The 21,717-nt window shown below is 64.7% G+C and carries 21 protein-coding genes and 1 tRNA gene; 12 read left to right on the forward strand and 10 right to left on the reverse strand.

What is annotated here, in order from left to right:
* Positions 1 to 310 (forward strand): MotA/TolQ/ExbB proton channel family protein (locus GPA25_RS21975; protein ID WP_211163303.1); only part of this gene is annotated, 310 nt, incomplete at its 5' end.
* A gap of 18 nt (positions 311 to 328) precedes the next feature.
* A complete protein-coding gene (gene motD / locus GPA25_RS21980) occupies positions 329 to 1,219 on the forward strand; it encodes a flagellar motor protein MotD (RefSeq protein WP_169262547.1) in 891 nt (296 codons plus the stop codon).
* Here the strand turns inward: motD and parC are convergent.
* The 3 genes from parC to mutL all read right to left on the reverse strand — a co-directional run bounded on the left by parC (position 1,205) and on the right by mutL (position 7,636).
* Positions 1,205 to 3,544: a DNA topoisomerase IV subunit A gene (gene parC, locus GPA25_RS21985; RefSeq protein WP_169262548.1), complete on the reverse strand. Its 2,340-nt coding sequence runs from the start codon at positions 3,542 to 3,544 to the stop codon at positions 1,205 to 1,207. The two genes, motD and parC, sit on opposite strands and share 15 nt — an antisense overlap.
* A gap of 56 nt (positions 3,545 to 3,600) precedes the next feature.
* On the reverse strand, positions 3,601 to 5,574 hold the full coding sequence (locus GPA25_RS21990) for a DNA topoisomerase IV subunit B (protein WP_169262549.1): 1,974 nt from the start codon (positions 5,572 to 5,574) through the stop codon (positions 3,601 to 3,603).
* A 154-nt stretch (positions 5,575 to 5,728) separates the two neighbouring features.
* The gene (gene mutL / locus GPA25_RS21995) at positions 5,729 to 7,636 is read right to left on the reverse strand and encodes a DNA mismatch repair endonuclease MutL (protein ID WP_169262550.1); all 1,908 of its coding nucleotides are present in this window, start codon (positions 7,634 to 7,636) and stop codon (positions 5,729 to 5,731) included.
* A 233-nt stretch (positions 7,637 to 7,869) separates the two neighbouring features.
* On the opposite strand from mutL, the gene purN reads away from it, so the two are divergent.
* From purN to GPA25_RS22020, 5 genes are read left to right on the forward strand one after another with little or no spacing between them, the layout of a single operon-like run.
* Positions 7,870 to 8,550: a phosphoribosylglycinamide formyltransferase gene (purN, locus tag GPA25_RS22000; RefSeq protein ID WP_169262551.1), complete on the forward strand. Its 681-nt coding sequence runs from the start codon at positions 7,870 to 7,872 to the stop codon at positions 8,548 to 8,550.
* Positions 8,529 to 9,743 (forward strand): DUF3108 domain-containing protein, encoded by a 1,215-nt coding sequence (locus GPA25_RS22005; RefSeq protein ID WP_169262552.1) that lies wholly within the window; start codon positions 8,529 to 8,531, stop codon positions 9,741 to 9,743. The genes purN and GPA25_RS22005 overlap by 22 nt, the downstream gene beginning before the upstream one ends.
* A 6-nt stretch (positions 9,744 to 9,749) precedes the next feature.
* Entirely contained in the window at positions 9,750 to 11,033 is a 1,284-nt protein-coding gene (locus GPA25_RS22010; RefSeq protein ID WP_169262553.1) for an RsmB/NOP family class I SAM-dependent RNA methyltransferase, read from the forward strand.
* Complete coding sequence (locus tag GPA25_RS22015; protein ID WP_169262554.1) at positions 11,026 to 11,619, forward strand: phospholipase D family nuclease; 594 nt, start codon at positions 11,026 to 11,028, stop codon at positions 11,617 to 11,619. The genes GPA25_RS22010 and GPA25_RS22015 overlap by 8 nt, the downstream gene beginning before the upstream one ends.
* On the forward strand, positions 11,616 to 12,938 hold the full coding sequence (locus GPA25_RS22020) for a mechanosensitive ion channel domain-containing protein (RefSeq protein ID WP_169262555.1): 1,323 nt from the start codon (positions 11,616 to 11,618) through the stop codon (positions 12,936 to 12,938). The genes GPA25_RS22015 and GPA25_RS22020 overlap by 4 nt, the downstream gene beginning before the upstream one ends.
* Before the next feature lie 22 nt (positions 12,939 to 12,960).
* Here the strand turns inward: GPA25_RS22020 and queD are convergent, their stop codons facing one another.
* Entirely contained in the window at positions 12,961 to 13,419 is a 459-nt protein-coding gene (queD, locus tag GPA25_RS22025) for a 6-carboxytetrahydropterin synthase QueD (RefSeq protein WP_169262556.1), read from the reverse strand.
* An 84-nt stretch (positions 13,420 to 13,503) separates the two neighbouring features.
* On the opposite strand from queD, the gene GPA25_RS22030 reads away from it, so the two are divergent.
* The gene (locus GPA25_RS22030) at positions 13,504 to 14,358 is read left to right on the forward strand and encodes a radical SAM protein (RefSeq protein ID WP_169262557.1); all 855 of its coding nucleotides are present in this window, start codon (positions 13,504 to 13,506) and stop codon (positions 14,356 to 14,358) included.
* A gap of 24 nt (positions 14,359 to 14,382) precedes the next feature.
* Here the strand turns inward: GPA25_RS22030 and GPA25_RS22035 are convergent, their stop codons facing one another.
* On the reverse strand, positions 14,383 to 14,685 hold the full coding sequence (locus tag GPA25_RS22035; RefSeq protein ID WP_169262558.1) for a helix-turn-helix domain-containing protein: 303 nt from the start codon (positions 14,683 to 14,685) through the stop codon (positions 14,383 to 14,385).
* 260 nt (positions 14,686 to 14,945) lie between these two features.
* On the opposite strand from GPA25_RS22035, the gene GPA25_RS22040 reads away from it, so the two are divergent.
* From GPA25_RS22040 to GPA25_RS22050, 3 genes are all read left to right on the forward strand, one after another.
* Positions 14,946 to 16,172 carry an aspartate kinase gene (locus tag GPA25_RS22040; RefSeq protein WP_169262559.1) on the forward strand — a complete coding sequence of 409 codons (1,227 nt, stop codon included), beginning with the start codon at positions 14,946 to 14,948 and terminating at the stop codon, positions 16,170 to 16,172.
* Between the two features lie 51 nt (positions 16,173 to 16,223).
* A tRNA-Ser gene (locus tag GPA25_RS22045) sits at positions 16,224 to 16,317 on the forward strand.
* Positions 16,318 to 16,388: 71 nt separating this feature from the next.
* On the forward strand, positions 16,389 to 16,601 hold the full coding sequence (locus GPA25_RS22050; RefSeq protein ID WP_169262560.1) for an NF038104 family lipoprotein: 213 nt from the start codon (positions 16,389 to 16,391) through the stop codon (positions 16,599 to 16,601).
* Between the two features lie 107 nt (positions 16,602 to 16,708).
* On the opposite strand, the gene rplS is transcribed toward GPA25_RS22050, so the two are convergent.
* The 4 genes from rplS to rpsP all read right to left on the reverse strand — a co-directional run bounded on the left by rplS (position 16,709) and on the right by rpsP (position 18,750).
* The gene (rplS, locus tag GPA25_RS22055; protein ID WP_169262561.1) at positions 16,709 to 17,083 is read right to left on the reverse strand and encodes a 50S ribosomal protein L19; all 375 of its coding nucleotides are present in this window, start codon (positions 17,081 to 17,083) and stop codon (positions 16,709 to 16,711) included.
* Positions 17,084 to 17,170: 87 nt separating this feature from the next.
* On the reverse strand, positions 17,171 to 17,965 hold the full coding sequence (gene trmD, locus GPA25_RS22060; protein ID WP_169262562.1) for a tRNA (guanosine(37)-N1)-methyltransferase TrmD: 795 nt from the start codon (positions 17,963 to 17,965) through the stop codon (positions 17,171 to 17,173).
* 7 nt (positions 17,966 to 17,972) lie between these two features.
* A complete protein-coding gene (gene rimM, locus GPA25_RS22065; RefSeq protein ID WP_169262563.1) occupies positions 17,973 to 18,479 on the reverse strand; it encodes a ribosome maturation factor RimM in 507 nt (168 codons plus the stop codon).
* Positions 18,480 to 18,501: 22 nt separating this feature from the next.
* Positions 18,502 to 18,750, reverse strand: coding sequence for a 30S ribosomal protein S16 (gene rpsP, locus GPA25_RS22070; RefSeq protein WP_169262564.1), 249 nt, complete (start codon positions 18,748 to 18,750; stop codon positions 18,502 to 18,504).
* Between the two features lie 200 nt (positions 18,751 to 18,950).
* Here rpsP and GPA25_RS22075 point away from each other — a divergent pair, with 200 nt between their 5' ends.
* Positions 18,951 to 20,477 carry a hypothetical protein gene (locus tag GPA25_RS22075; RefSeq protein WP_169262565.1) on the forward strand — a complete coding sequence of 509 codons (1,527 nt, stop codon included), beginning with the start codon at positions 18,951 to 18,953 and terminating at the stop codon, positions 20,475 to 20,477.
* Here the strand turns inward: GPA25_RS22075 and GPA25_RS22080 are convergent.
* Positions 20,465 to 21,688 carry a YihY family inner membrane protein gene (locus GPA25_RS22080; RefSeq protein WP_169262566.1) on the reverse strand — a complete coding sequence of 408 codons (1,224 nt, stop codon included), beginning with the start codon at positions 21,686 to 21,688 and terminating at the stop codon, positions 20,465 to 20,467. The two genes, GPA25_RS22075 and GPA25_RS22080, sit on opposite strands and share 13 nt — an antisense overlap.
* Between the last annotated feature and the right edge of the window lie 29 nt (positions 21,689 to 21,717).

The following is a 21,717-nucleotide window of genomic DNA, read 5'->3' on the forward strand; positions in this document are numbered from 1 at the left end:
GATCTGGGAGGCGGCGGGCGGTTATGCACCGACCCTGGGCATTCTCGGTGCGGTGATGGGCCTGATTCACGTGATGGAGAATCTGTCCGATCCGTCGAAGCTGGGTTCGGGCATTGCGGTGGCCTTTGTTGCCACGATCTATGGCGTCGGGTTCGCCAACCTGGTGTTCCTGCCGATGTCGAAGAAGCTGATGGCGCATGTCGCCAATGCCATCTCGCAGCGCGAAATGCTCGTCGATGGCCTGGTTGGCATCGCTAATGGGGACAATCCGCGCATCATCGAAAGCCGCATGCAGGGCTACATGGCCTGAACGGGCCGGGAATCTGCCATGCGACGCCGCCGACACCGTCAGGGCGATGACGATAATCGCGAAAATCACGACCGCTGGCTGGTGTCCTACGCGGACTTCATCACGCTGCTGTTTGCCTTCTTCGTCGTGATGTACTCGCTGTCCTCGGTCAATGAGGGCAAGTACCGCGTGCTGTCCGATTCGCTGATCAACGCGTTCCGCAATGTCACGGTCAACGTCCCGGGGGATCCCGTCGCGGCGCCGCCACAAGTGGTTGCGCCGGTGAATCCGACCGCCCCCACGACGGCCAATCGTCTCCTCGATGCCGAATCGCAAGCCCGACGCCAGGCCGAGGTCAAGCGCATGAACAGCATGGCCGAGGATATCCGCCGCGTACTGGAGCCCTTGACCCGTGGCGGTCAGGTGCGGGTGAGCGAGGGGGCTCGCGGCATCACCGTGGAGATCAATGCGAGTGTGCTGTTTGCCCCGGGCGATGCGACCCTCGGCGCGAGTGCCGTGGCGGCGTTGCGTGCGGTGGCGCAGGTGCTGGCGGCGGCGGAGTTTCCGGTCACGGTGGAAGGCCACACCGACAACATTCCGATCAGCACCGCGCGCTTTCCGTCGAACTGGGAGCTGTCGGCGGTGCGGGCCTCGTCGGTGGTGCGCCTATTCATCGACGCCGGTGTGCGTGGCGACCGGTTGACCGCCGCGGGCTACGGGGATCAGCGCCCGCTTACCGACAACCTCAATGAGGAGGGGCGCGCGCGCAATCGTCGCGTCAGCATCCTGATCGAATCGATGCTGGGCGACCCGCCGCCGCGCGCGCCGGGGCGGATTCGCGCGGATGATCCGATCCGATCGATCATGCCGGATGGCGAACCTCCGCCAGCGCAAACGCCCGGTGGAGGTGACGCCTCAGCCCAGCGTTAGCGGCTTGATTTTGATTGCCAGTTGCATGCCCTTGCGCGCGCGCCGATGGAGCAGCGTGGCGAGTTGGGCGGGTTTCAGTTCAACCGTCGCAGGCTTGTTGCCGCGGCCGATGCCTTCGATCTTCAGCACCGCGTCGTCGGCTGGCACGGTGACCGCGACGAGCGCCTCGTTATCGTCGAGCGCCATCACGATGACACCGCGGCCGCCGGCCTGCACCTTCATCTCGCTGCGCATGAATACCAGGATGCGGCCGTTCTCGGACACGGCGGCGATGCGTTCGCCAAGGACGCGCGTCGGCGCGAGCACCTTCTCGCCTTTCTCCAGCGTCATGAAGGCCTTGCCCGCGCGTTGGCGGCTGCTGGCGTCGGCGAGCGTGCAGATGAAGCCGTAGCCGCCGGAGTTCGCGAACATCCAGATCGACTCGGGCTCGGCGGAGAGGACTTGTACAAGCTTGCCGCCGTTCTGGAACTCGACCAGTGTCGCGATCGGAACGCCGTCGCCGCGTCCGCCGGGCAGGTCGGACACGCGCACGGTGTAGGCGCGACCCTGCGTGTCGATGACGATCAGCGGCCAGGTGCTGCGGGTTTCGATCACCGCGTGGGCGAAGTCGCCCGCCTTGTAACTGATCGCCGCGGCGTCGATGCCGTGGCCCTGGCGCGCGCGCACCCAGCCGTTCTTCGACACGATCACGGTGACCGGTTCGTCGGGTACGCTGATCTCGGCCGGCGCGACGGCGGCGACGTTCTCGATCAGGGTGCGGCGGTCGTCGCCGAATTTCTTCGCGTCCTCGGTGATTTCCTTGAGGATCAGCTTCGTCATCGCCGCGCGGCTGTCGAGCAGATGCTGCAGGCCCTCGCGTTCCGCTTTCAGCTCGGCGAGTTCCTTCTCGATCCGGAAACCTTCGAGGCGCGCGAGCTGGCGCAGGCGGATTTCGAGGATGTCCTCGGCCTGGATGTCGGACAGGCCGAAGGCGGCGATCAGCGCCGGTTTCGGCTCGTCGGATTCGCGGATGACGCGGATCACTTCCTCGATATGCAGGAAGGCGATCATGCGCCCTTCGAGGATGTGCAGCCGCCGGTCGACTTCGTCGAGGCGATGGCGCGTGCGGCGGTCGACGGTGACGTAGCGGAAGTCGATCCACTCGCGCAGGATCTGTACGAGGTTCTTCTGCTGCGGCCGGCCGTCGCGGCCGATCATCGTCATATTTACCGAGACCGACGATTCGAGGCTGGTGTGTGCGAGCATCACCGCCATGAACTCGTCGCGGCTCTGGCGGCTCGATCGCGGCTCCAGCACGATACGCACCGGCGACTTGTCGCTCGACTCGTCGCGCACCGTCTCGAGCACGCCGAGCACGAGCTGCTTGAGGTTCTTCTGTTCCTGGCTGACTTCCTTCTTGCCGGTGCGCGGCTGCGGGTTGGTCAGGGTTTCGATCTCGGCGAGCACGCCGGCGGCCGACACGCCGTGCGGCAGCTGCTCGACGATCACGCGCCACTGGCCGCGCGCGAGTTCCTCGACACGCCAGCGCGCACGCATTCTAAGACCGCCGCGTCCGCCGGCGTAGGCGTCGCGGATCGTTTCGGGCGAGGAGATCAGCTGACCGCCGCCGGGGAAGTCCGGCCCGGGGAGCAGTGGCAGGATGTCGTCGAGACCGGCGTCCGGATTGCGGATCAGGTGGCAGGTGGCGTCCGCGACCTCGCGAAGATTGTGCGGCGGGATTTCCGTCGCCATGCCGACGGCGATGCCCGAGGCGCCGTTGAGCAGCACGAAGGGCAGGCGTGCGGGCAGCAGTTGGGGCTCTTCGAAGGCACCGTCGTAGTTCGGCACGAAATCGACGGTGCCGCGGTCGATTTCGGCGAGCAGCAGTTCCGCGATCGGCGTCAGACGGCATTCGGTGTAGCGCATCGCCGCGGCCGAGTCGCCATCGCGCGAGCCGAAGTTGCCCTGGCCGTCGACGAGCGGATAGCGCAGCGAGAAGTCCTGCGCCACACGCACCATCGCGTCATAGACGCTGGTGTCGCCGTGCGGATGGTACTTGCCGATGACGTCGCCGACGACGCGCGCGGACTTCACGTGCTTGGACGTCGACGACAGACGCATCTCGTTCATCGCGTAGAGGATGCGCCGCTGCACCGGCTTCATGCCGTCCTCGACCTGCGGCAGCGCGCGCGACTTGACGACGCTCATCGCGTAGGCGAGATAGGCGCGCTCGGCGTAGCGATCGAGCGGCAGCGCGTCGTCGCCGGCCGCAGTGTCGGGAACCGGCGGTGCCGGCGGGGCAGGGGGCGCTTCGGCACCCTGGAAGAGATCGAAAGTGTCGTTCATCGGTTCAGATCAGAAATTCGTTGGTGCGATCGTCGGGCGAGAGGGCTCGGTTGATGTCAGATGTCCGCCTCGACGGTGTCGCCCTTCTCTTCCATCCACGCGCGCCGGCCGGACGCTTCGCCCTTGCCCATCAGCAGCGTGAACATGCGTTTCGTGTCCTCGAGCGCCTCGGCCCGCACCTGCACCGGCAGCACGCGCCGCGTCGCCGGGTCCATCGTCGTCTCGCGCAGCTGGTCGGGGTTCATTTCACCCAGGCCCTTGAAGCGGCCGACTTCGATCGCGTCGGGCTTGAAGCCTTCCTTTTCGACGCGGTCGCGGATTGCCGTCAGTTCGCCGTCGTCCAGTGCGTAGAGCCGGCGCGCCGGGCGCTTCTTGCCTTGCGCGGGCACGTCGACGCGGTACAGTGGCGGCTGCGCGACATAGATATGGCCGCGCGTGATCAGTTCGGGGAAATGGCGGAAGAACAGCGTCAGCAGCAGCGTCTGGATGTGCGCGCCGTCGACGTCGGCGTCGGACATGATGACGACCTTGCCGTAGCGCAGACCCGAGAGATCCGGCGAGCTGCCCGCGGCATGCGCGTCGACGCCGAGGGCAACGGCGATGTCGTGGATCTCGGCGTTCGCGAGCAGGCGGTCGGGGTCGATCTCCCATGAATTCTGCACCTTGCCGCGCAGCGGCAGGATGGCCTGGGTTTCCTTGTTGCGCGCCATCTTCGCCGAGCCGCCGGCCGAGTCGCCCTCGACAAGAAAGAGTTCGTTGTCGGCGAGATCCTCGGATTCGCAGTCGGACAGCTTGCCCGGCAGCACCGCCACGCCCGAGGTCTTCTTCTTCTCGACTTTCTGTGCGCTCTTCTGCCGCGCGAGCGCCTGTTTGATCGACAGCTCGGCGATCGCCTTGCCGGCCTCGACGTGGTTGTTGAGCCAGATCTCGAACGGGTCGCGGATCACCGACGAGACGAGCTTCACCGCCTCGCGCGAGTTCAGCTTTTCCTTCACCTGCCCCTGGAACTGCGGGTCGAGCAGCCGCGCCGACAGCACGAAGCTCATCTTGCCGCAGACGTCTTCCTGCTGCAGCTTGACGCCACGTGGCAGCAGCGCGTGGTGCTCGATGAAGGTCTTGATCGCATCGAAGATGCCGGCGCGCAGGCCGCTTTCGTGCGTGCCGCCGGCTACCGTCGGAATCAGGTTGACGAAGGATTCGCTCGGCACCGCCTGCTCGAACCACGCCAGCGCCCAGGCCGCGCCTTCACCCGGGGCGTAGGCGGCATCGTCCTTGCCCGCGTATTTCTCGCTGGTGTAGATCGGTGCCACGGTGTCGACGTCGCCCGCCTGTTCGCGGAGGTAGCCGGCGAGCCCCTCGGGATAGGACCAGGTTTTCGTCAGCGCCGGGCCGGACGCCTGTTCGATATCGAGGCGCACCGACACCCCCGACAGCAGCACCGCCTTGGAGCGCAGCAGGCGCTCGATTTCGTTCTGCGGGATGCGCGGATTCTCGAAGTACTTGCCATCCGGCCACACCCGCACGCGCGTGCCGCTCTGGCGACCGCAGTCGCCGGTGATGGCAATGTCGCCGATGCGCTCGCCACCGTCGGAAAACTGGATCTGGTGGATCTTGCCGTCACGCTTGACCTCGACGTCCACGCGCGTCGACAGCGCATTCGTCACGGCCACGCCGACGCCATGCAGGCCCCCGGAGAACGCATACGCGCCATTGCCGTCGCGCTTGTCGAACTTGCCGCCGGCGTGCAGGCGGGTGAAGGCGAGGACGACGACCGGCACACCTTCCTCTGGATGCAGACCAACCGGGATGCCGCGGCCGTCGTCGGCGACACTGACCGAGCCGTCCAGGTGCAGGGTTACCTGGATCTTTTTCGCGAAGCCGCCGAGCGCCTCGTCAGCCGCGTTGTCGATGACTTCCTGGATGATGTGCGCGGGCGAGTCGGTGCGGGTGTACATGCCCGGCCGTTCTCGCACCGGTTCGAGCCCCTTGAGGACGCGAAAGGAGGATTCGTCGTAGTGCTTGCCTGTCATGGTGTCTGCGCAGTGTTGCCGTCCGGCGAGGAAGGCGGGGGCGTGCAAGGATACTCGTTGAAGTTGAATCTGGCACTCACGGATTGCACGGGGGCTTCGCGGTGCCTATCGCCCGGTTGTGCTTGCGATGAGAGACAGGGGCGTGCGCGGTGGGTCATTGCCCACGCATGAAAAACCTGTCCAGTTCTGCCATCGTCAGCTGCGTCCAGGTCGGGCGGCCGTGATTGCACTGGTCGGCGCGCTCGGTGGCTTCCATGTCGCGCAGCAGCGCGTTCATCTCCGGGATCGACAGGTTGCGGTGGGCCCGCACGGCACCGTGGCACGCCATCGTCGCGAGCAGTTCGTTGCGCCGTGCTGTGACGACCTCGGACGCCGGGAATTCGCGCAGTTCCTCGAGCAGCTTGCGCAGCAGTTCGGCCACTGGTGCGTTCGCGAGTAGCGCCGGCACACTGCGTACAGCGAGTTCCTGCGGACCGGCGGGCGCGACCTCGAATCCCATGGCGGCGAGCACTTCTGAACAGTCCTCGGCCGCCGCCATGTCCTTCGCGCTGACCGAGAACACCGCTGGAATCAGCAGGCGCTGCACCGAGGGCGTGCCGTCGAGCACCGTTTTGAGCTTCTCGTAGAGGATGCGCTCGTGCGCTGCGTGCATATCGATCAGCACCAGCCCCTTTGTGTTTTGCGCCAGGATGTAGATACCGTGCAACTGGCCGATGGCGTAGCCGAGCGGGGCAGACTCGTCGGCGGGCAGGGGCCGGGCCGTGCCGGGGGCGATGGTCGTTGCGCTGCCGCCGCCCATGGCGAAGGTGGCGGGGCGAAAGGCGGTGTCCGTCGCTGGCGAAGGCGGCGCGCCGGCCGCAGCCCCGCTGATGAAATCAAAATAGCTGCGGCTGACAGACTCCATCGCGAGCCGACCCTGCATCGGCGCCGCGTCGTGATAGGTGCCGTAGGCGTGAGTACGTTCCGGCGAGTTGGCGGGCACGGCGACGAGCGATGCATTGGCGCCCGACGCTTGCCCTTCGCCGCTTCGCGCCGGTTCGTCGTCATGCCCCGCCTGCGTGCCAGGGCGAGCCGCCAGCCCGGCGCCCGATTCGGCGAGCGCCCGCGACAGCGCATGAAACACGAACTGGTGGATTGCCCGCGCCTCGCGAAAGCGCACCTCGATTTTCGCCGGATGCACGTTGACGTCGACGCCCGCCGGATCGAGTTCGAGAAACAGCACGTAGGCGGGGTGGCGGTTGCCGTGCAGGATGTCGGTGTAGGCCTGGCGCACCGCGTGCGTCAGCAGCTTGTCGCGCACGAAACGGCCATTGACGAAGAAATACTGCGCATCGCGGCTGGCGCGCGAATACGCGGGCAGCGAAGCAAAGCCGGCCAGTCGCAGCGGCCCCGCATCGGCATCCAGCGCGCGCGCCTGCGTCAGGAAATCGTCACCCATCAGCGCGGCGACGCGCCGCGCCTCGTCGCCCGCAGGCAGACGGTGGATCACGCGGCCGTTGTGGGCGAGTTGCAGGCCGATGTCGGGGCGGGCCAGCGCGACACGGCGGAACATCTCGTCGCAATGCGCGTATTCGGTCGCTTCCGACTTCAGGAATTTGCGCCGTGCCGGGGTGTTGTAATACAGATCGGCGACATCCACGACGGTGCCCGCGTTGAGGGCTGCGGGCGCGACGCTGCGGTCGCTGCCGTCGATGCGCCATGCGTGGGCGCTGCCCTCGGCGCGGCTGGTCAGGGTGGTGCGCGCCACGGCGGCGATCGCGGCGAGCGCTTCGCCGCGGAAGCCCATCGTGCCGACGCGTTCCAGATCGTCCAGGTTCGCGATCTTGCTGGTTGCGTGCCGCTCCAGCGCCAGCGCGAGTTCGTCACGCTCGATGCCGCAGCCGTCGTCGGCGACACGGATGCGTCGCACGCCGCCTTGCTCGAGCTGCACGTCGATGGCGCGCGAGCCCGCATCGACGGCGTTCTCCAGCACTTCCTTGAGGACCGAAGCGGGCCGCTCGACCACCTCGCCGGCGGCGATCTGGTTGATGAGCAAATCGGAAAGCAGATGGATGGCGGGCATGCAGGGCGGGGCAAAATTCGGTGCAACAGGCAATTATACGGAGTCGGCCGACGCGCGGTCGCGCCTTTCGGCGGGTACGCTCTTAGGGCTCCGGCGACCCTTCCGGTATCATGCGCACAACACTGCGACTGCGCGGTACGTCCCGCACCGATTGCCGGAACACTGCGCTCCCGTCCTTGTCCCACTCCGCGGTGCGCTACGGCGTGCCCGAATCGAACACCAAGAATCCATTCATGAAGTCCATCGTCATTCTCGTCTCCGGTCGTGGCAGCAACATGGAAGCCATCGTGCGCGCAGGTCTTGCCGGCGCGCGCATCAGCGCAGTGATCAGCAACCGGGCGGACGCCAAGGGCCTCGAATTTGCCGCTGCGCACGGCATCGCCACCGCCGTGGTCGACCACAAGGCCTTCGCCTCGCGCGAGGAATTCGACGCGGCGCTGGCCGGGGCGATCGATGCCCATCGTCCCGATCTGGTCGTGCTGGCCGGCTTCATGCGCGTGCTCACCGACGGTTTCGTGCGACATTACGAAGGGCGATTGCTCAACATCCATCCGTCGCTGCTACCGGCATTCCCCGGCCTGCATACCCACCGCCGCGCGCTCGAAGCCGGCGTGCGGGTGCATGGTGCAACCGTGCATTTCGTCACGCCGACACTCGATTGCGGTCCGGTGGTGATCCAGGCGGTCATCCCGGTGCTGCCTGACGACGACGAAGACAGCCTCTCCGCGCGGGTGCTGAAGCACGAACACCGCATCTATCCGCAGGCGGTGCGCTGGTTCGTCGAGGAGCGTCTGTCGATCTCGGCGCAAGGGCGGGTGCTGCTACGCGATGAAGTTGGCGAAGAGGCCGGGTGGACGGTCCCCGCGCTGGATCGGATGCCCGGAGTCGGGGCGTGCGGCAGCCAACAGTCCTGATCCTGGCCTCGGGTCTTTCGGTGCTCGCGCACGCAATCGTGCTGGGCGTGCCCGACTGGGGAACGCTGGTCGGCAAGGAGCCGCCAGTGCAGGAGGTGCTGCACGCGCGCCTGGTGATGCCGGTCGCGCAACCGGTGGAACTGGCTGCGCTGGCCCCTACCTCCATGCCACCGCCGCCCGCCGCGGCGCCCAAACCGAAACCCCCCGCCAAGCCTGTGCCGAAGCCCAAGCCGGTAACCGAAGAGCCGGTCCCGGTCCCGCTCGCGGCACCGGCTGTTGACGAAGCGGGTGATGCGCCCGCGAGTCCGGTGGGCGAGGAAAGTTCGATCCCGATGACCGCGGCCGACGTGCCGGCGGATATGGTCCAGGCGGCCGCCGCGGCGCAGGTGTCCGAGGCGGCTCAGCTCGCACGCGGACCGGACCTGCCCGGAATCAGCATTGCGGGCTGGCCGGAGCGGGGCGATATCCGCTTTCGCGTCTCCCTCGGCGAGGGGGGCTTCCAGGTCGGCGAGGCGCGCCACGAGTGGTCACATGACGGCAAGCGGTACCGCATGTCGGTGGCCTTGCGGACCACCGGGGTGGCGGGGCTGTTCCGGAGCTTCCATTACGCACAGAGCAGCGAGGGCAGTGTCGGCGCCGGCGGTCTGCGGCCGGAGCGTTTCAGCGTGGAACAGACACGCAAGACGCCGGCGAATGCCACGTTTGACTGGAATTCTGGCCAGGTGACCCTGAAGCGCGGCAACCGCGAGCGCGTTGCCGCCATCCGCCCGGGCGACCAGGACCTGCTGAGCTTGTGGCATCAGATCGGCATCGTCGGTGCGGCCGGCGTTTCCACTGAACTGAACGTGATCAGCGGACGCGAGGCCACCCCGTCGACGCTCGAAGTAGTGGGCCCGGAAAAACTCGCGTTGCCGATCGGGCAGCTCGAAACACTGCGGGTTCGTGCCGAAGCGCTGAACGGAAGTTTGTCGATCGATATCTGGCTGGCGCGCAACTACGGCATGTTGCCAGTGCGCATTCGGGTCATCGATGACAAGGGTGAAATGCTCGACCAGCAGGCCATCGAATTGCGTCTTTCGCCGCCGGGCGCTCCTTCCGGAGAAGCGTCTGATACCGAGCGCGCAGCAGACGCGGAAATGATCGAATTGCGGGCGGACGAAGACTCGGCCGCCCATCTAACCATCGGGAACTGAATAACAATGTCCAAACACGACGAGGCCGCATCGCGCAGCCTGCTGATCCATGCCGCTCAGGTCCTGAGCGTAGTGCTCACTTTCGAACACCCTGCCGACGTGGTGCTGTCGCGGCACTTCCGCGAAAACCGCGAGATCGGTCACCGCGACCGCGGTTTCATTGCCGAAACGGTCTACGGCATCGTGCGCCGGTTGCGCTGGCTGCGCCGTCTCGTGGGCGCCGATGCGCGCCCGCGCACCCTGTTGCTGGCGTGGCTCGCGCGTGGCGAAGGCTGGCCGATGCGCCACTTCGAGGGGCTGGCCTCGGCCACCGAGCGGGACTGGATTTCCGGCATCAAAGCCAAGGAACTGGATGAGGGCTCACTCGCTGAACGTGCCGATCTGCCCGACTGGCTTGCCGAGCGTCTGCTCGCAACGCATGACGAAACGACGCTGCTCGACCTTGCGCACAGCCTCAATCGCCCGGCGCCGCTCGATCTGCGCGTCAATGTGCTGAAAACCGACCGCGATGCAGTGCTCGACGCCTTCAGGACCAACGGCATCGAGGCCAAGCCATGCCCATATTCCCCGCAGGGTATCCGGCTCGCCGGCAAGCCCGCGCTGCAGAAGCACCCGCTGTTTCTCGATGGCTCGTTCGAAGTGCAGGACGAAGGTAGCCAGCTGCTGGGCTTCCTCGTGCAGCCCAAGCGTGGCGAACTGGTCGTCGATTTCTGTGCCGGCGCCGGCGGCAAGACCCTGCAACTCGGCGCGTTGATGCGCTCGACCGGACGTCTCTACGCCTTCGACGTATCCGAGAAACGCCTCGCCAAACTCAAGCCGCGTTTTGCACGTGCCGGACTTTCCAACGTCCATCCAGTGCTGATCGCTCATGAGCGCGATGCCAAGGTCAAGCGCCTGGCCGGCAAGGCCGATCGCGTGCTGGTCGATGCGCCGTGCAGCGGCCTCGGTACCCTGCGCCGCAATCCGGACCTCAAATGGCGCCAGACGCCCGAGTCGGTCGCGGAGATGGTTTCCAAGCAGGGTGCCATCCTCGATTCGGCGGCCCGCCTGGTGAAGACCGGTGGCCGCCTGGTGTATGCCACCTGCAGCCTGCTGGCGGAGGAAAATGACGGGGTTGTCGACGCTTTCCTGAGTGCGCATCCCGAGTTCCGCCAGATCAGCGCGGCCGAGGTCCTCGGCAAGCAGGGCATTGCGCTCGATACTGGCGAGCGGCTGCGCCTGTCGCCGCGTCAGCACGACACCGACGGCTTTTTTGCAGCCGTCCTCGAGCGGGTGCCGACCGATGCCTGAGTGGCAGCAAATCGCCACCGTCGTCATCCGGAGTGTGTTTGTAGCCCTGGTCGCGCTCGCGGCCGCGCCAGTGGCGGCGAGTCAGAAGCTGCCGGCGCGCGGTTCGGTCGAAGTGGCGTTCGCCCCTGCCGACCGACCCGAGGCACTGCTGCTCGGTGTCATCGACAACGCGCGCGTCACCCTGTACGTCCAGGCCTATGCCTTCACCAGTCGTCCGATTGCGCGCGCACTGGTTGCCGCACACCGGCGCGGCGTACGCGTCGAGGTGCTTGCCGACGCCCGCATGAACAAGCGCGGCAAGGGCAATGTCCTGCCCGAACTGCTCGATGCCGGTATCCCGGTCGCACTCGAAACGCGCTACGCCGCCGCCCACAACAAGGTCATGATCGCCGATGCCGCCGGCCCGGGCTGCGCGCTGGTCACCGGCTCGTTCAACTTCACCAAGTCGGCCAGTCAGCGCAACGCCGAAAACCTCATCGTGATGCGCGACCACTGCGCGCTCGCGCAAACCTATCTGAATAACTGGCGCCGCCACCGCGCGGACGCCACCCCCGTCACCCGCCTGCCGTGGAAGTCCGGAACGTGAAAGACGAATTCCAGTTCGCCGCCATGCTCACCGATACCTGGAGCGACCTGCAAAGCCCCAACGTACTCTGGCAGCTCGCGGCATTGTTTACCAGCCTTGCGCTCGCCTGGTTTATCGAACGGGCCACGCTGAGCCGTGTCGGTCGGAGCAGCGACGAGGAGACTGCGGCCCGGCGTTTCGGCCGCAGCGGATTGCGTCGCGTACTGTTTCCGCTATTGGCGCTGATTTTCGTGTTTGCCACACGTGTGGTGCTCGGCAAGTACCATAGCGTGAACCTGCTCAACCTTGCCGTACCACTGCTCACCTCGTTTGCGGCAATCCGTTTCGTCGTCTTCGCCGTCCGCCAGGCGATCGGCCGCTCAAGCTGGCTCGCGAGTTTCGAGCGCATCTTCGCGTCGCTGGCATGGGCGGTGGTCGCCCTGCATATTCTCGGCTGGCTGCCCGAGGTACTCGATGCGCTGGATAGCGTGTCGTTCAAGATCGGTAGCCAGAAGCTCTCGCTATGGACCCTGTTGCAGGGCGTGGCGATGGTCCTCTTTACGCTGATCATCGCGCTGTGGGCAGCGGGCGCCCTCGAGCGCCGCTTGAGCACCGCCGCCGGCCTCGACGACAGTGTCAGGCTTGTGCTCTTGCGGGTCGCCAAGGCCCTGTTGATCGTTATTGCGGTCCTCGTCGCGCTCCCCATGGTCGGCATCAACCTCACCACGCTGTCGGTATTCGGTGGCGCGCTGGGCGTGGGGCTTGGATTTGGCTTGCAGAAAATCGCCGCCAACTACGTGTCCGGCTTCATTATCCTGCTCGACCACTCACTGCGCATCGGCAATCTGATCACCGTCGGCACCGAACGTGGCATCGTCACACAGATCAATACCCGCTACACCGTGCTGCGAGCTGCAAGCGGCGTTGAATCGTTGGTGCCGAACGAGATCCTGGTCGGTTCCGTGGTGCAGAACGAGACTTACAGCGACACGCGCGTGGTCGTGCCGATCGATTTCCAGGTGAGCTATGCATCCGATCTCGAGCAGGCCATGTCGATCCTGGTCGAGGCTGCACATACGCACTCAAGGGTACTGGATGATCCCGCTCCGAAGGCATTCGTCGTCGCCTTCGCCGACAGTGGCATCAACCTGCGCCTGACGGTATGGATCGCCGATCCCCAAGAGGGCACGCTCGGCGTGATTTCGGATATCAACCTTGAGGTGTGGCGACGTTTTCGCGCCGCGAACATAGAGATTCCGTTCCCGCAGCGTGAGGTGCGTGTGCTGTCCGCCGTCGGGGCCGCAGGTGCGCCGCTGGCGGCAAGCGACGCGGTCGCATGAAGCGCTCCCGCGACAATACTGCTCAGGCCGGGCCCGCGTCCTCGCGCAGGGCGTCGGCCCAGCAATTCGGCGTCTCGTACAGACGCACGCGTTCCAGTTGCAGATGGTTGCCGTAGCTGTCGCGGTATCGCGGATCCAGTATGCGGAACGCCTCGCTCGCCAGATTTTCCGCCGTCGGTACGGTATCGAGCACCACCGTCTTGTGATCCGGCATCGCCGCGAGGAATTGCATCACCACGCTGTCGCCACGATAGACGAGGAACGCATGGTCCCAGACGTCGACGACATGCGCCTTGGCGATGGACTTCACTTCGCCGAAGTCCATCACCATGCCATTGACCGCCTGCCCCGCGGCGTCGATGATGTCACCGGACAAGGTGATCTCGATGGCGTAACGATGGCCATGCAGATGCCGGCACTGGCTGGCGTGATCCGGAATCCGGTGTCCTGCGTCGAATTCCAGTCGGCGGGTGATGCGCATGATTGACCTCGGGAGTGCAGGGCGCGGATTATAGCACCCGTCCGCAGATGCCCTTTTTCCCCGCTTCTGGCGGCTTTCTCCACCATGGCTTCGACCGACCGGCTTCTCAGTATCCGCAATCACGACCGCGATCTCGCGGGGCTCACCTATGTGTATCCGGTGCTGTCGCGCCGTGCCGGTGGCGTGTCGGTGGGCATCAACCTCAACCCCAACAACGCCTGCAACTGGCACTGCGTCTATTGCCAGGTACCGAATCTGGTACGTGGTCGTGCACCGCGGATCGACCTCGTGCAACTCGAGGCAGAACTCGCAGGCTTCCTGCATGCCTTGGTGCATGGCGATTACCTCCAGCAGCACGTCCCGGAAGGCCTGCGCAGCGTGCGCGACATTGCCTTCTCGGGCAACGGAGAGCCGACCAGTGCGGTGGAGTTTCCCGCTGCGGTCGAAGTGGCCGTGCGTCTGCGCGAACGGTTCCGGTTAGGGCGCGAGGTGCCGCTGCGCCTGATTACCAACGGTAGTCTGATGGGGCAGACAGCGGTGCGCGAAGGCGTGCGCCTGCTCGGCGAAGCGGGGGGTGAAGTGTGGTTCAAACTGGACGCCGGAACCCGCGCCGGCACCCGTCGCATCAATGGTGTAGCGCTCGATCCCGATGCGGTCGCGCGGCGCCTGCAGGCGAGTGCCGCGCGTTGCACCACCTGGGTTCAGACCTGCATGTTCCGCTGGGACGGTGCCGGGCCGTCGGAAGATGACATTCGGTCCTACCTGGGCGTACTCGAAGCGGCCGGGCCGGATCGTCTCGCGGGTGTGCTGCTCTACGGGATTGCGCGGCCGTCGATGCAAGTCGAAGCGGCGCGGCTGTCGCCCTTGAGCGAAGCTGAACTCGAAGCGATTGCGGACGAAATACGAAAAAAAGGGCTGACGGTCCGCGTCAGCCCCTGATGGGCACGTCGAGCCTCGCGTCGCTTAGCGGGGCGCGCGCTCCTTGCGCTTTGCACGGGCTTCCTTTTTCAGCGTCTTGTACAACTCCGGGTTCGACGCCTTCAGGAATTCGGCGACTTCCACGTCTTCCTTCTTGACCTTGTTGATGTCGATCTGCTCGATGTGCACCAGGCGCAGCAGTGCCTGAACCGGGCGCGGAATGTTGCGGCCGCTCTCGTAGCGCGAGCCCCCACTTTGGGTAACGCCAATCTTCGACCAGAACTGCGACTGGTTCAGGCCAAGCTTGCGACGGATCTCGCGAACATCAATGGTTTCGGTGCTTTTCATGTCTGGGTCCTCTGTTGTGAAATCAGCTGTGCTATGAGAATCAACTGCGCACTGTCGTCGGCCTACGACTTAAGTCGTATGGTACCCAAAGTATAGAATACTATTCCGTACAAATACAATGGAAAAATCAATGGGGCTAGGGTTAACCGCAATCAATAAGTCGAGCTGCCGGGCTTGACGGGCGTCGTGATGTCAGCCTGCAAAATTGTGCGGCTTTCGCTAAAATCATCCGTTTTATCCACAAGCACTTGGATACGACGATGGCACTGATAGTTCAGAAGTACGGTGGCACCTCCGTGGGCAACCCGGAACGCATCAAGAATGTCGCCAGAAAGGTGGCAAAATTCCAGGCTGCCGGGAATCAGGTTGTGGTGGTGGTCTCCGCGATGAGCGGTGAAACCAACCGCCTGATCGCGCTGGCGAAGGATGTTGCAACCAGTCCCGAGCCGCGTGAGCTGGACGTAGTCGTGTCGACCGGCGAGCAGGTCACGATCGGCCTGCTGTGCATGGCCCTGCACGACATCGGCGTCAAAGCCAAGAGCTATACCGGAGCCCAGGTCCGCATCCTGACCGACAGCGCGCATACCAAGGCACGTATCCTCAATATCGACGAAGCGCCGATCAAGAAGGATCTCGACGAAGGCAACATCGTCGTCGTCGCCGGCTTCCAGGGCGTTGATGAGCATGGCAACATCACCACGCTCGGGCGCGGTGGTTCGGATACCACCGGTGTGGCGCTGGCCGCGGCGCTGAAGGCTGATGAATGCCAGATCTATACGGATGTGGACGGTGTGTATACGACCGATCCGCGTGTCGTTCCCGAAGCCCGCAAGCTGGATACCATCACCTTTGAGGAAATGCTGGAGCTCGCGAGCCTTGGCTCCAAGGTGCTGCAGATCCGCTCGGTCGAATTCGCGGGCAAGTACAAGGTCAAGTTGCGCGTCCTGTCGAGCTTCCAGGAGGAAGGCGAGGGCACGCTCATCACTGTTGAGGAAGATCAGAACATGGAACAACCCGTCATCTCCGGCATCGCTTTCAATCGCGACGAAGCCAAGCTCACGGTGCTCGGTGTGCCCGACAAGCCGGGCATTGCCTACCAGATCCTCGGGCCGGTCGCCGATGCCAATATCGAAGTCGACATGATCATCCAGAATGTCAGCCAGGACGGTACGACGGACTTTTCCTTCACCGTCAGTCGGGGCGATCTGGACAAGGCAACGAAGGTGCTCGAGAGCGTCAAGGCTCACATCGGCGCGCGTGCCGTTGTCAGCGACAAGACGATGGCCAAGGTGTCCATCGTTGGCGTCGGCATGCGTTCGCACGCAGGTGTGGCGTCGCAGATGTTCCGCACGCTGGCCGAAGAGGGGATCAATATCCAGATGATCTCGACGTCCGAAATCAAGATTTCGGTTGCCATCGAGGAAAAGTATCTCGAACTGGCCGTCCGTGTCCTGCACAAGGCCTTCGGCCTGGATGTTGCTGCATAATTAAGTTTGACCGAAGGGCCTGGAGTCGCTAATATGCCGGGCTCGAAGGATGGAGAGTTGGCCGAGAGGTCGAAGGCACTCCCCTGCTAAGGGAGCATACGGGCTAAAACTCGTATCGAGGGTTCGAATCCCTCACTCTCCGCCAGTAACAAAGACTAGAACCCGCGCTCGTCGCGGGTTTTGTCTTTGGGTGTGCGTGATTGCTGGGGATGACTCATGGGTGTGCAACGGCTGCTGCTGGTTTTGGTTACCACCTGCATGATGGGTGGCTGTGCGGTGTTTGCGGTGGCCGATGCCGCGGTGACGGTCGTCGCGACGACCGTCAAGGTCGGTGCAAAGGTTGTTGGTGCCGGCGTCGATGCGGTGCTTCCCGACGATGACGACGAAGAGAGTGATGATCGGGTGAAGGACGTGCCGAAACCGGATTGAAGGGCGCCACGTAGCGTGTGGCGGCAGGTGGGGCTTCGAGCTGCGGTCGACAAAAAAACGGGCTCCGTGGAGCCCGTTCCATATGCTGCCGGCTGAATCGCGCAGTCTTACTTCGCGGCCTTGTAGTTCAGCTTTTCCTTGATCCGCGCGGACTTGCCGGAGCGGTCGCGCAGATAGTAGAGCTTGGCGCGGCGCACGTCACCACGACGCTTGACCTCGATGCTGTCAACCAGCGGGGAGTAGGTCTGGAACGTACGTTCCACGCCTTCGCCCGACGAGATCTTGCGCACGATGAAGTTGGAGTTCAGGCCGCGATTGCGCTTTGCAATCACCACGCCTTCGTAGGCCTGGAGACGTTCACGCGTGCCTTCCTTCACTTTCACCTGAACCACCACGGTGTCGCCCGGGGCGAACGCGGGGATGGTCTTGTTCTGGGTGAGGCGGGCGATTTCTTCCTGTTCGAGCTGCTCAATCAGGTTCATGGTGCGACTCCTGTCGATTCAATGGCACTTGGCCTTGCGGGCAGAGCAGGTCATTGCCTGATGCTCTCGCGGTTTGTATTCGGGCCTTCAGGCGATGTTGCTGCCCTCGGCCCCTTCTTGCTCTTGCCTGAACGTCTCAAGCAGTGACAATTCTTCCTTGCTCAGCTTGCGTCCCTGCAGCAGATCCGGCCGTCGTTGCCAGGTCGTGCCCAGTGCCTGCTTGAGCCGCCAGCGACGGATCGCGGCGTGGTTCCCCGAGAGCAGTACCGCCGGTACGCGCTCGCCTTCGTATATCTCCGGTCTCGTGTAGTGCGGGCAATCCAGCAACCCATCCACGAACGAGTCCTCCCGCGCTGATTCGGCGTCGTTCAGCGCTCCCGGCAGTTGGCGCACGATCGCGTCGAGTAGCACCATCGCCGGCAATTCGCCGCCCGACAGAACGAAGTCGCCTAGCGACAGTTCTTCATCGACGCAGCGGTCGATCAGGCGCTGATCGACCCCTTCGTAGCGTCCGCACAGCAGCGTCAATGCCGGCTGTTCGGTCAGTTCCAGCACTTTTGCGTGGTCCAGTCGCCGTCCCTGCGGTGAGAGGTAGATCACCCGCCCGGCGGCACCCAAAAGGGCTTCCTGTGCTGCTCTTGCACGGCCGATCGCCTTTTCGAGCGGTTCGGCCATCATTACCATGCCCGGCCCGCCGCCGTAAGGGCGGTCGTCAACGGTCCGATGCGGGTCGTCGACGAAGTCGCGCGGGCTGTGGAACGCGATGTCGTAAAGTCCGCGTTCCAGTGCGCGTCGGGTGATGCCGCTGGCGGTGAGCGCCGCGAACATCTCCGGAAACAGGGTGATGACATCGAAGCGCCTTGCGGCGGCTGGTGCGTTCACCCTGCCTTCACCAATCCTTTTGCCAATCGACCCGGATCGACCGGTTGGTCAGATCCACATCGAGTACATAGGCGGCGACGAATGGTATCAACCGCTCGTCGTCGCCGTCGCGAATCTGCAGTACATCATGGGCGCCGGTCGACATCAGCGCTTCCACCGTGCCGAGGGTTTCGCCGGCCTGATTGACGACGGTCAGGCCAACCAAGTCGCCCCAGTAATATTCATTGTCGCCAGTGCTTGGCAAAGCCTCGCGCGGTGCTGCGATATAGCGGCCCTGCAGCGCTTCGGCAGCATTGCGGTCGGCAAATCCTTCGAATGCCGCAACGAATCCGGCGCCGTGTTCCTTGAATCCGGCAAGCTTGACTGCCTGCCATGCGGATTCGCGGGCTTCGGCGCTGTCTGCCAGCCACCACTCCGGCATGTCGCGCCAGGACAGCGGGTCATCCCCGAAGGGATGGACCTTGACCCAGCCCTTGACGCCAAAAGGGGCGACAATGCGCCCCAGTATGATCATGACCGCGAACTGTCCGGCTGGATCAGGCGGCTTTGGCGGCTTGCTTGGCCAGACGGAGCACCGTCGGCGACAGCTGGGCGCCGTTCTGCTTCCAGTATTCCAGGCGCTCGGTGTTGATCACGAGACCCTTTTCGGATTCGGCGGCCATCGGGTTGTAGAAACCAACGCGCTCGATGAAGCGGCCGTCGCGACGGTTGCGCGAGTCGGCGGCGACGATGTTGTAGAACGGGCGCTTTTTGGCGCCACCACGGGCAAGGCGAATGACGACCATTTGGGTGTCCTAGTAAATGGATGCGAAAAGCGGACTAGTATAGGGCAGAACGCCGTTAGCGACAAGTACGGCGTTGATATGCCGGCTGTGCGTGCTAGGCACGTTGCGCCACGGTCGTTGTGGGGCATGGTCGCCGCGCCTAAGGGCGCCATTCTTGAATAGAATGCGGGAACAAACCTTCGCCCCGGATCTCCCTTCGAATGCCTGCGCCTGACCCCGTTTCCGAACAGATCTCTCCCGTGCTGGAGTGGCTGGCGGCAGAGCCGGCTGACGACCCGGTGATCGATCTGGCGAGTTTGCGCGAGCATTTTGCCAGACTTCCCGAGCCGGGTGCGGCCGGACCATTGTTTCAGCAGTGCATCGAACAGTTCGAGGCGCGCGCGCAGGATCTTTGTGACCGCTTCAAACCGCGCTTGCTGAACGCTGCATTGCCGTTGTCGCGCGAGTTGCATGCGGCTGCAGGGGAGCTTGTCGATGCGTTGCTGGGCGTGGCGGGCGGCTTGCGTTGCCTCGCCGGGACGGCGCGCGAGCGCTGGCGGCCGATTCGACGCATTGATCCGCATGCCCTGGCGGGCCGTGCGCTGGCGCTGATGCATGAGGCATTTCTTCTCGGCGCCATGAGTGGAGCGGCCGCACCGGCCGGCTTGTGGCGTGGCGTGTATGAGATCGTGCTGGTGGGCGGCGGGTTCGATGCCGTCGCCGGCACACGCCGGGACGCGTCACTGGCCGAGGCGGCGCATCAGTTGAAGCGACTGCTGGCTCTGTCCGTGTTGCAGCCGGAAAGCCTGACCGCACGTGAACTGGTGTGGGCGAACGACTATCTCGACGGGGTGGCAGACGAGGCGGTGTTGTCCCTCGACCCGCTTCAGCCTGCGGCTTCGTCTTTCTGGATCAATCCGGTCGAGGACGCGCCGCCGGTGGCGACGATTCGCAGTGTGCCGCCGGCGGTGGCGGGGCTGGTGCATTTTTCGGCGTATGGCATTTCGCGCGCGGTAGTGGCGCAGGCGGAATGGCTCAAGGGGCGCGTTGCAGGGGCCGAGGTGGCAGGCCTTGAGCGCGACGGTGAATTGCTGGAGCCGGATGTGTCAGGCTTGCCCGTCGGGCTGACGCCGGCCGAGGCATTGTCGTTGATGGAACGCATGCGCGACCGTTGGGCTTTGCCGCCAAATCGCATGCAACAGCGCAGGGCATACCAGTATTCGGTCCAGGTGTGCACGGGGCTGCGTGCAATCTGGGAGGCTGCGCAACCGGGGGCAAGGTCAGCGCGGATTGCCGAGTGGATGGTCTTCAACGAAAGCCCTGGCGGTTACGCAATCATGTCGGTTGCCGGTGTGGCGGGAACCCTGAGCGCCGGGATGGCGGTCGCCGTGCGGCGGGACGCCGGACATCCGTGGTCGATCTGCATCGTGCGGTGGATCCGCAGCGACAACCCCGAGCAGGTGGAGCTGGGGCTGCAGCTTGTGGCACAGACGTGCACGCCGGTATCGATCGGTTTTCGTGGCGGCGAGGCGCGCTCGACGACACCCGCCCTGCTGTTGCCGCCGGTGCCGGCGTTGCGACGCAATCAGGCGATCCTGGCGCCGGCCGGAACTTATGGTTCGCGTCGTTTCGTGCTGGTGCATGAGGGCGAGCATTTGTACGTTGCGCAGGCGCGGGTCCTGAGCCTCGACATGCAGACCGCCAGCATCGAGCTGTTTCAGTACGAGATCGATCCTTACCCGATCTGAGCTTCCGGTCGCATGGCTTGCGGCGCGAGTGCCGCGAGCGGGAGATCGGCGGCACGCAACGCGACTTCCAGACGTTCAGCCGTCTGCGTGGACAGCTCGTTGCAGCCGGCATTGCGCCAACCCGCTGTCGACAAGGCGAAGCGGGCCATGATGTCCGCCAGCCCGATCTCCGCGGCATTACGGCAGAGCAGCCAGTTACCTTCTTCGGTGCGTGCTACCCAGCCGGCGTCACGCATTTCTCCCAGGAGGGTTTCGCCCTCGTTGCTGTTGATGCGGGCGCATTCCAGCAAGGGGTCGAACGCGAGGGTGCGGCCTTCGCTCTGGGCGCGGGCGAGCTCGACCAGCATGGTCATGGCCACCCACGCACGATCGCCAGCGAAGGGGCCGAGAACGCGGGTGCGCTCGAAAAATCCGGGCAGCGAGGCCGACAGGATCGCACCCAGCAGGATCACCACCCATGACAAATAGAGCCACACGAGAAAGATCGGCAGCGTCGCGAAGGTGCCGTAGATCAGGGTGTAGGTGGGAATGCGTGCGATGAACAGACCGAACAGTTGCTGCATCAGCAGGAAGGCGAGGGTGGCCGCGACGCCCCCGGCCAGAGCATGGGCGATGCGTACGCGGTGATTGGGGACGGCGTAGTAGAGGAAGCTGAACAGGGTGCATAGCAGGACCGGCGACACGACGGTCGCCGAGAATTCGCCGAGCCATGAGTTCTTGCCGGCGAGTTCGACCGAACTGGCGACCAGATGACCCGTGGCCAGCACGCTGGCGCCCAAGGCGATCGGACCGAGCGTCAGGGTGAACCAATGCACGGTAAGACGCGTCAGCAGCGGACGCGGGCGGCGCACCCCCCAGATCTGGTTGAAAACGCGATCGATCGTCATCATCAGCATCAGCGCGGTGACGACGAGCAGGGCAGTGCCGATCAGCGTGAGTTTTGCGGCCTTCTGCGAGAACTGGAAGGCATACGTCGCGATGATCTTGCCGGCGCGGTCGGGTAGCAGGTTTTCCAGCAGGAAGATCTTGAGCGAGGTGCCGAGGTCTGCAAAGGCGGGAAAGTTGCTGAAGAGTGCAATGACCACGGTGACGAGCGGAACAATCGCGAGCAGGGTGGTGAACGCGAGGCTGCCGGCGACCTGGGGGCAGCGGGTGGCGACGAAGCGGTCGGCTAGGAGGCGCAGGAAGTCGCGCACAGGGTTCAGCGGCATGGTGGACAGCTTAGGGACGGGGCCAGGGG

Origin of the sequence: Aromatoleum diolicum (assembly GCF_012910955.1) — a bacterium.
Classification (GTDB): Bacteria; Pseudomonadota; Gammaproteobacteria; order Burkholderiales; family Rhodocyclaceae; genus Aromatoleum; species Aromatoleum diolicum.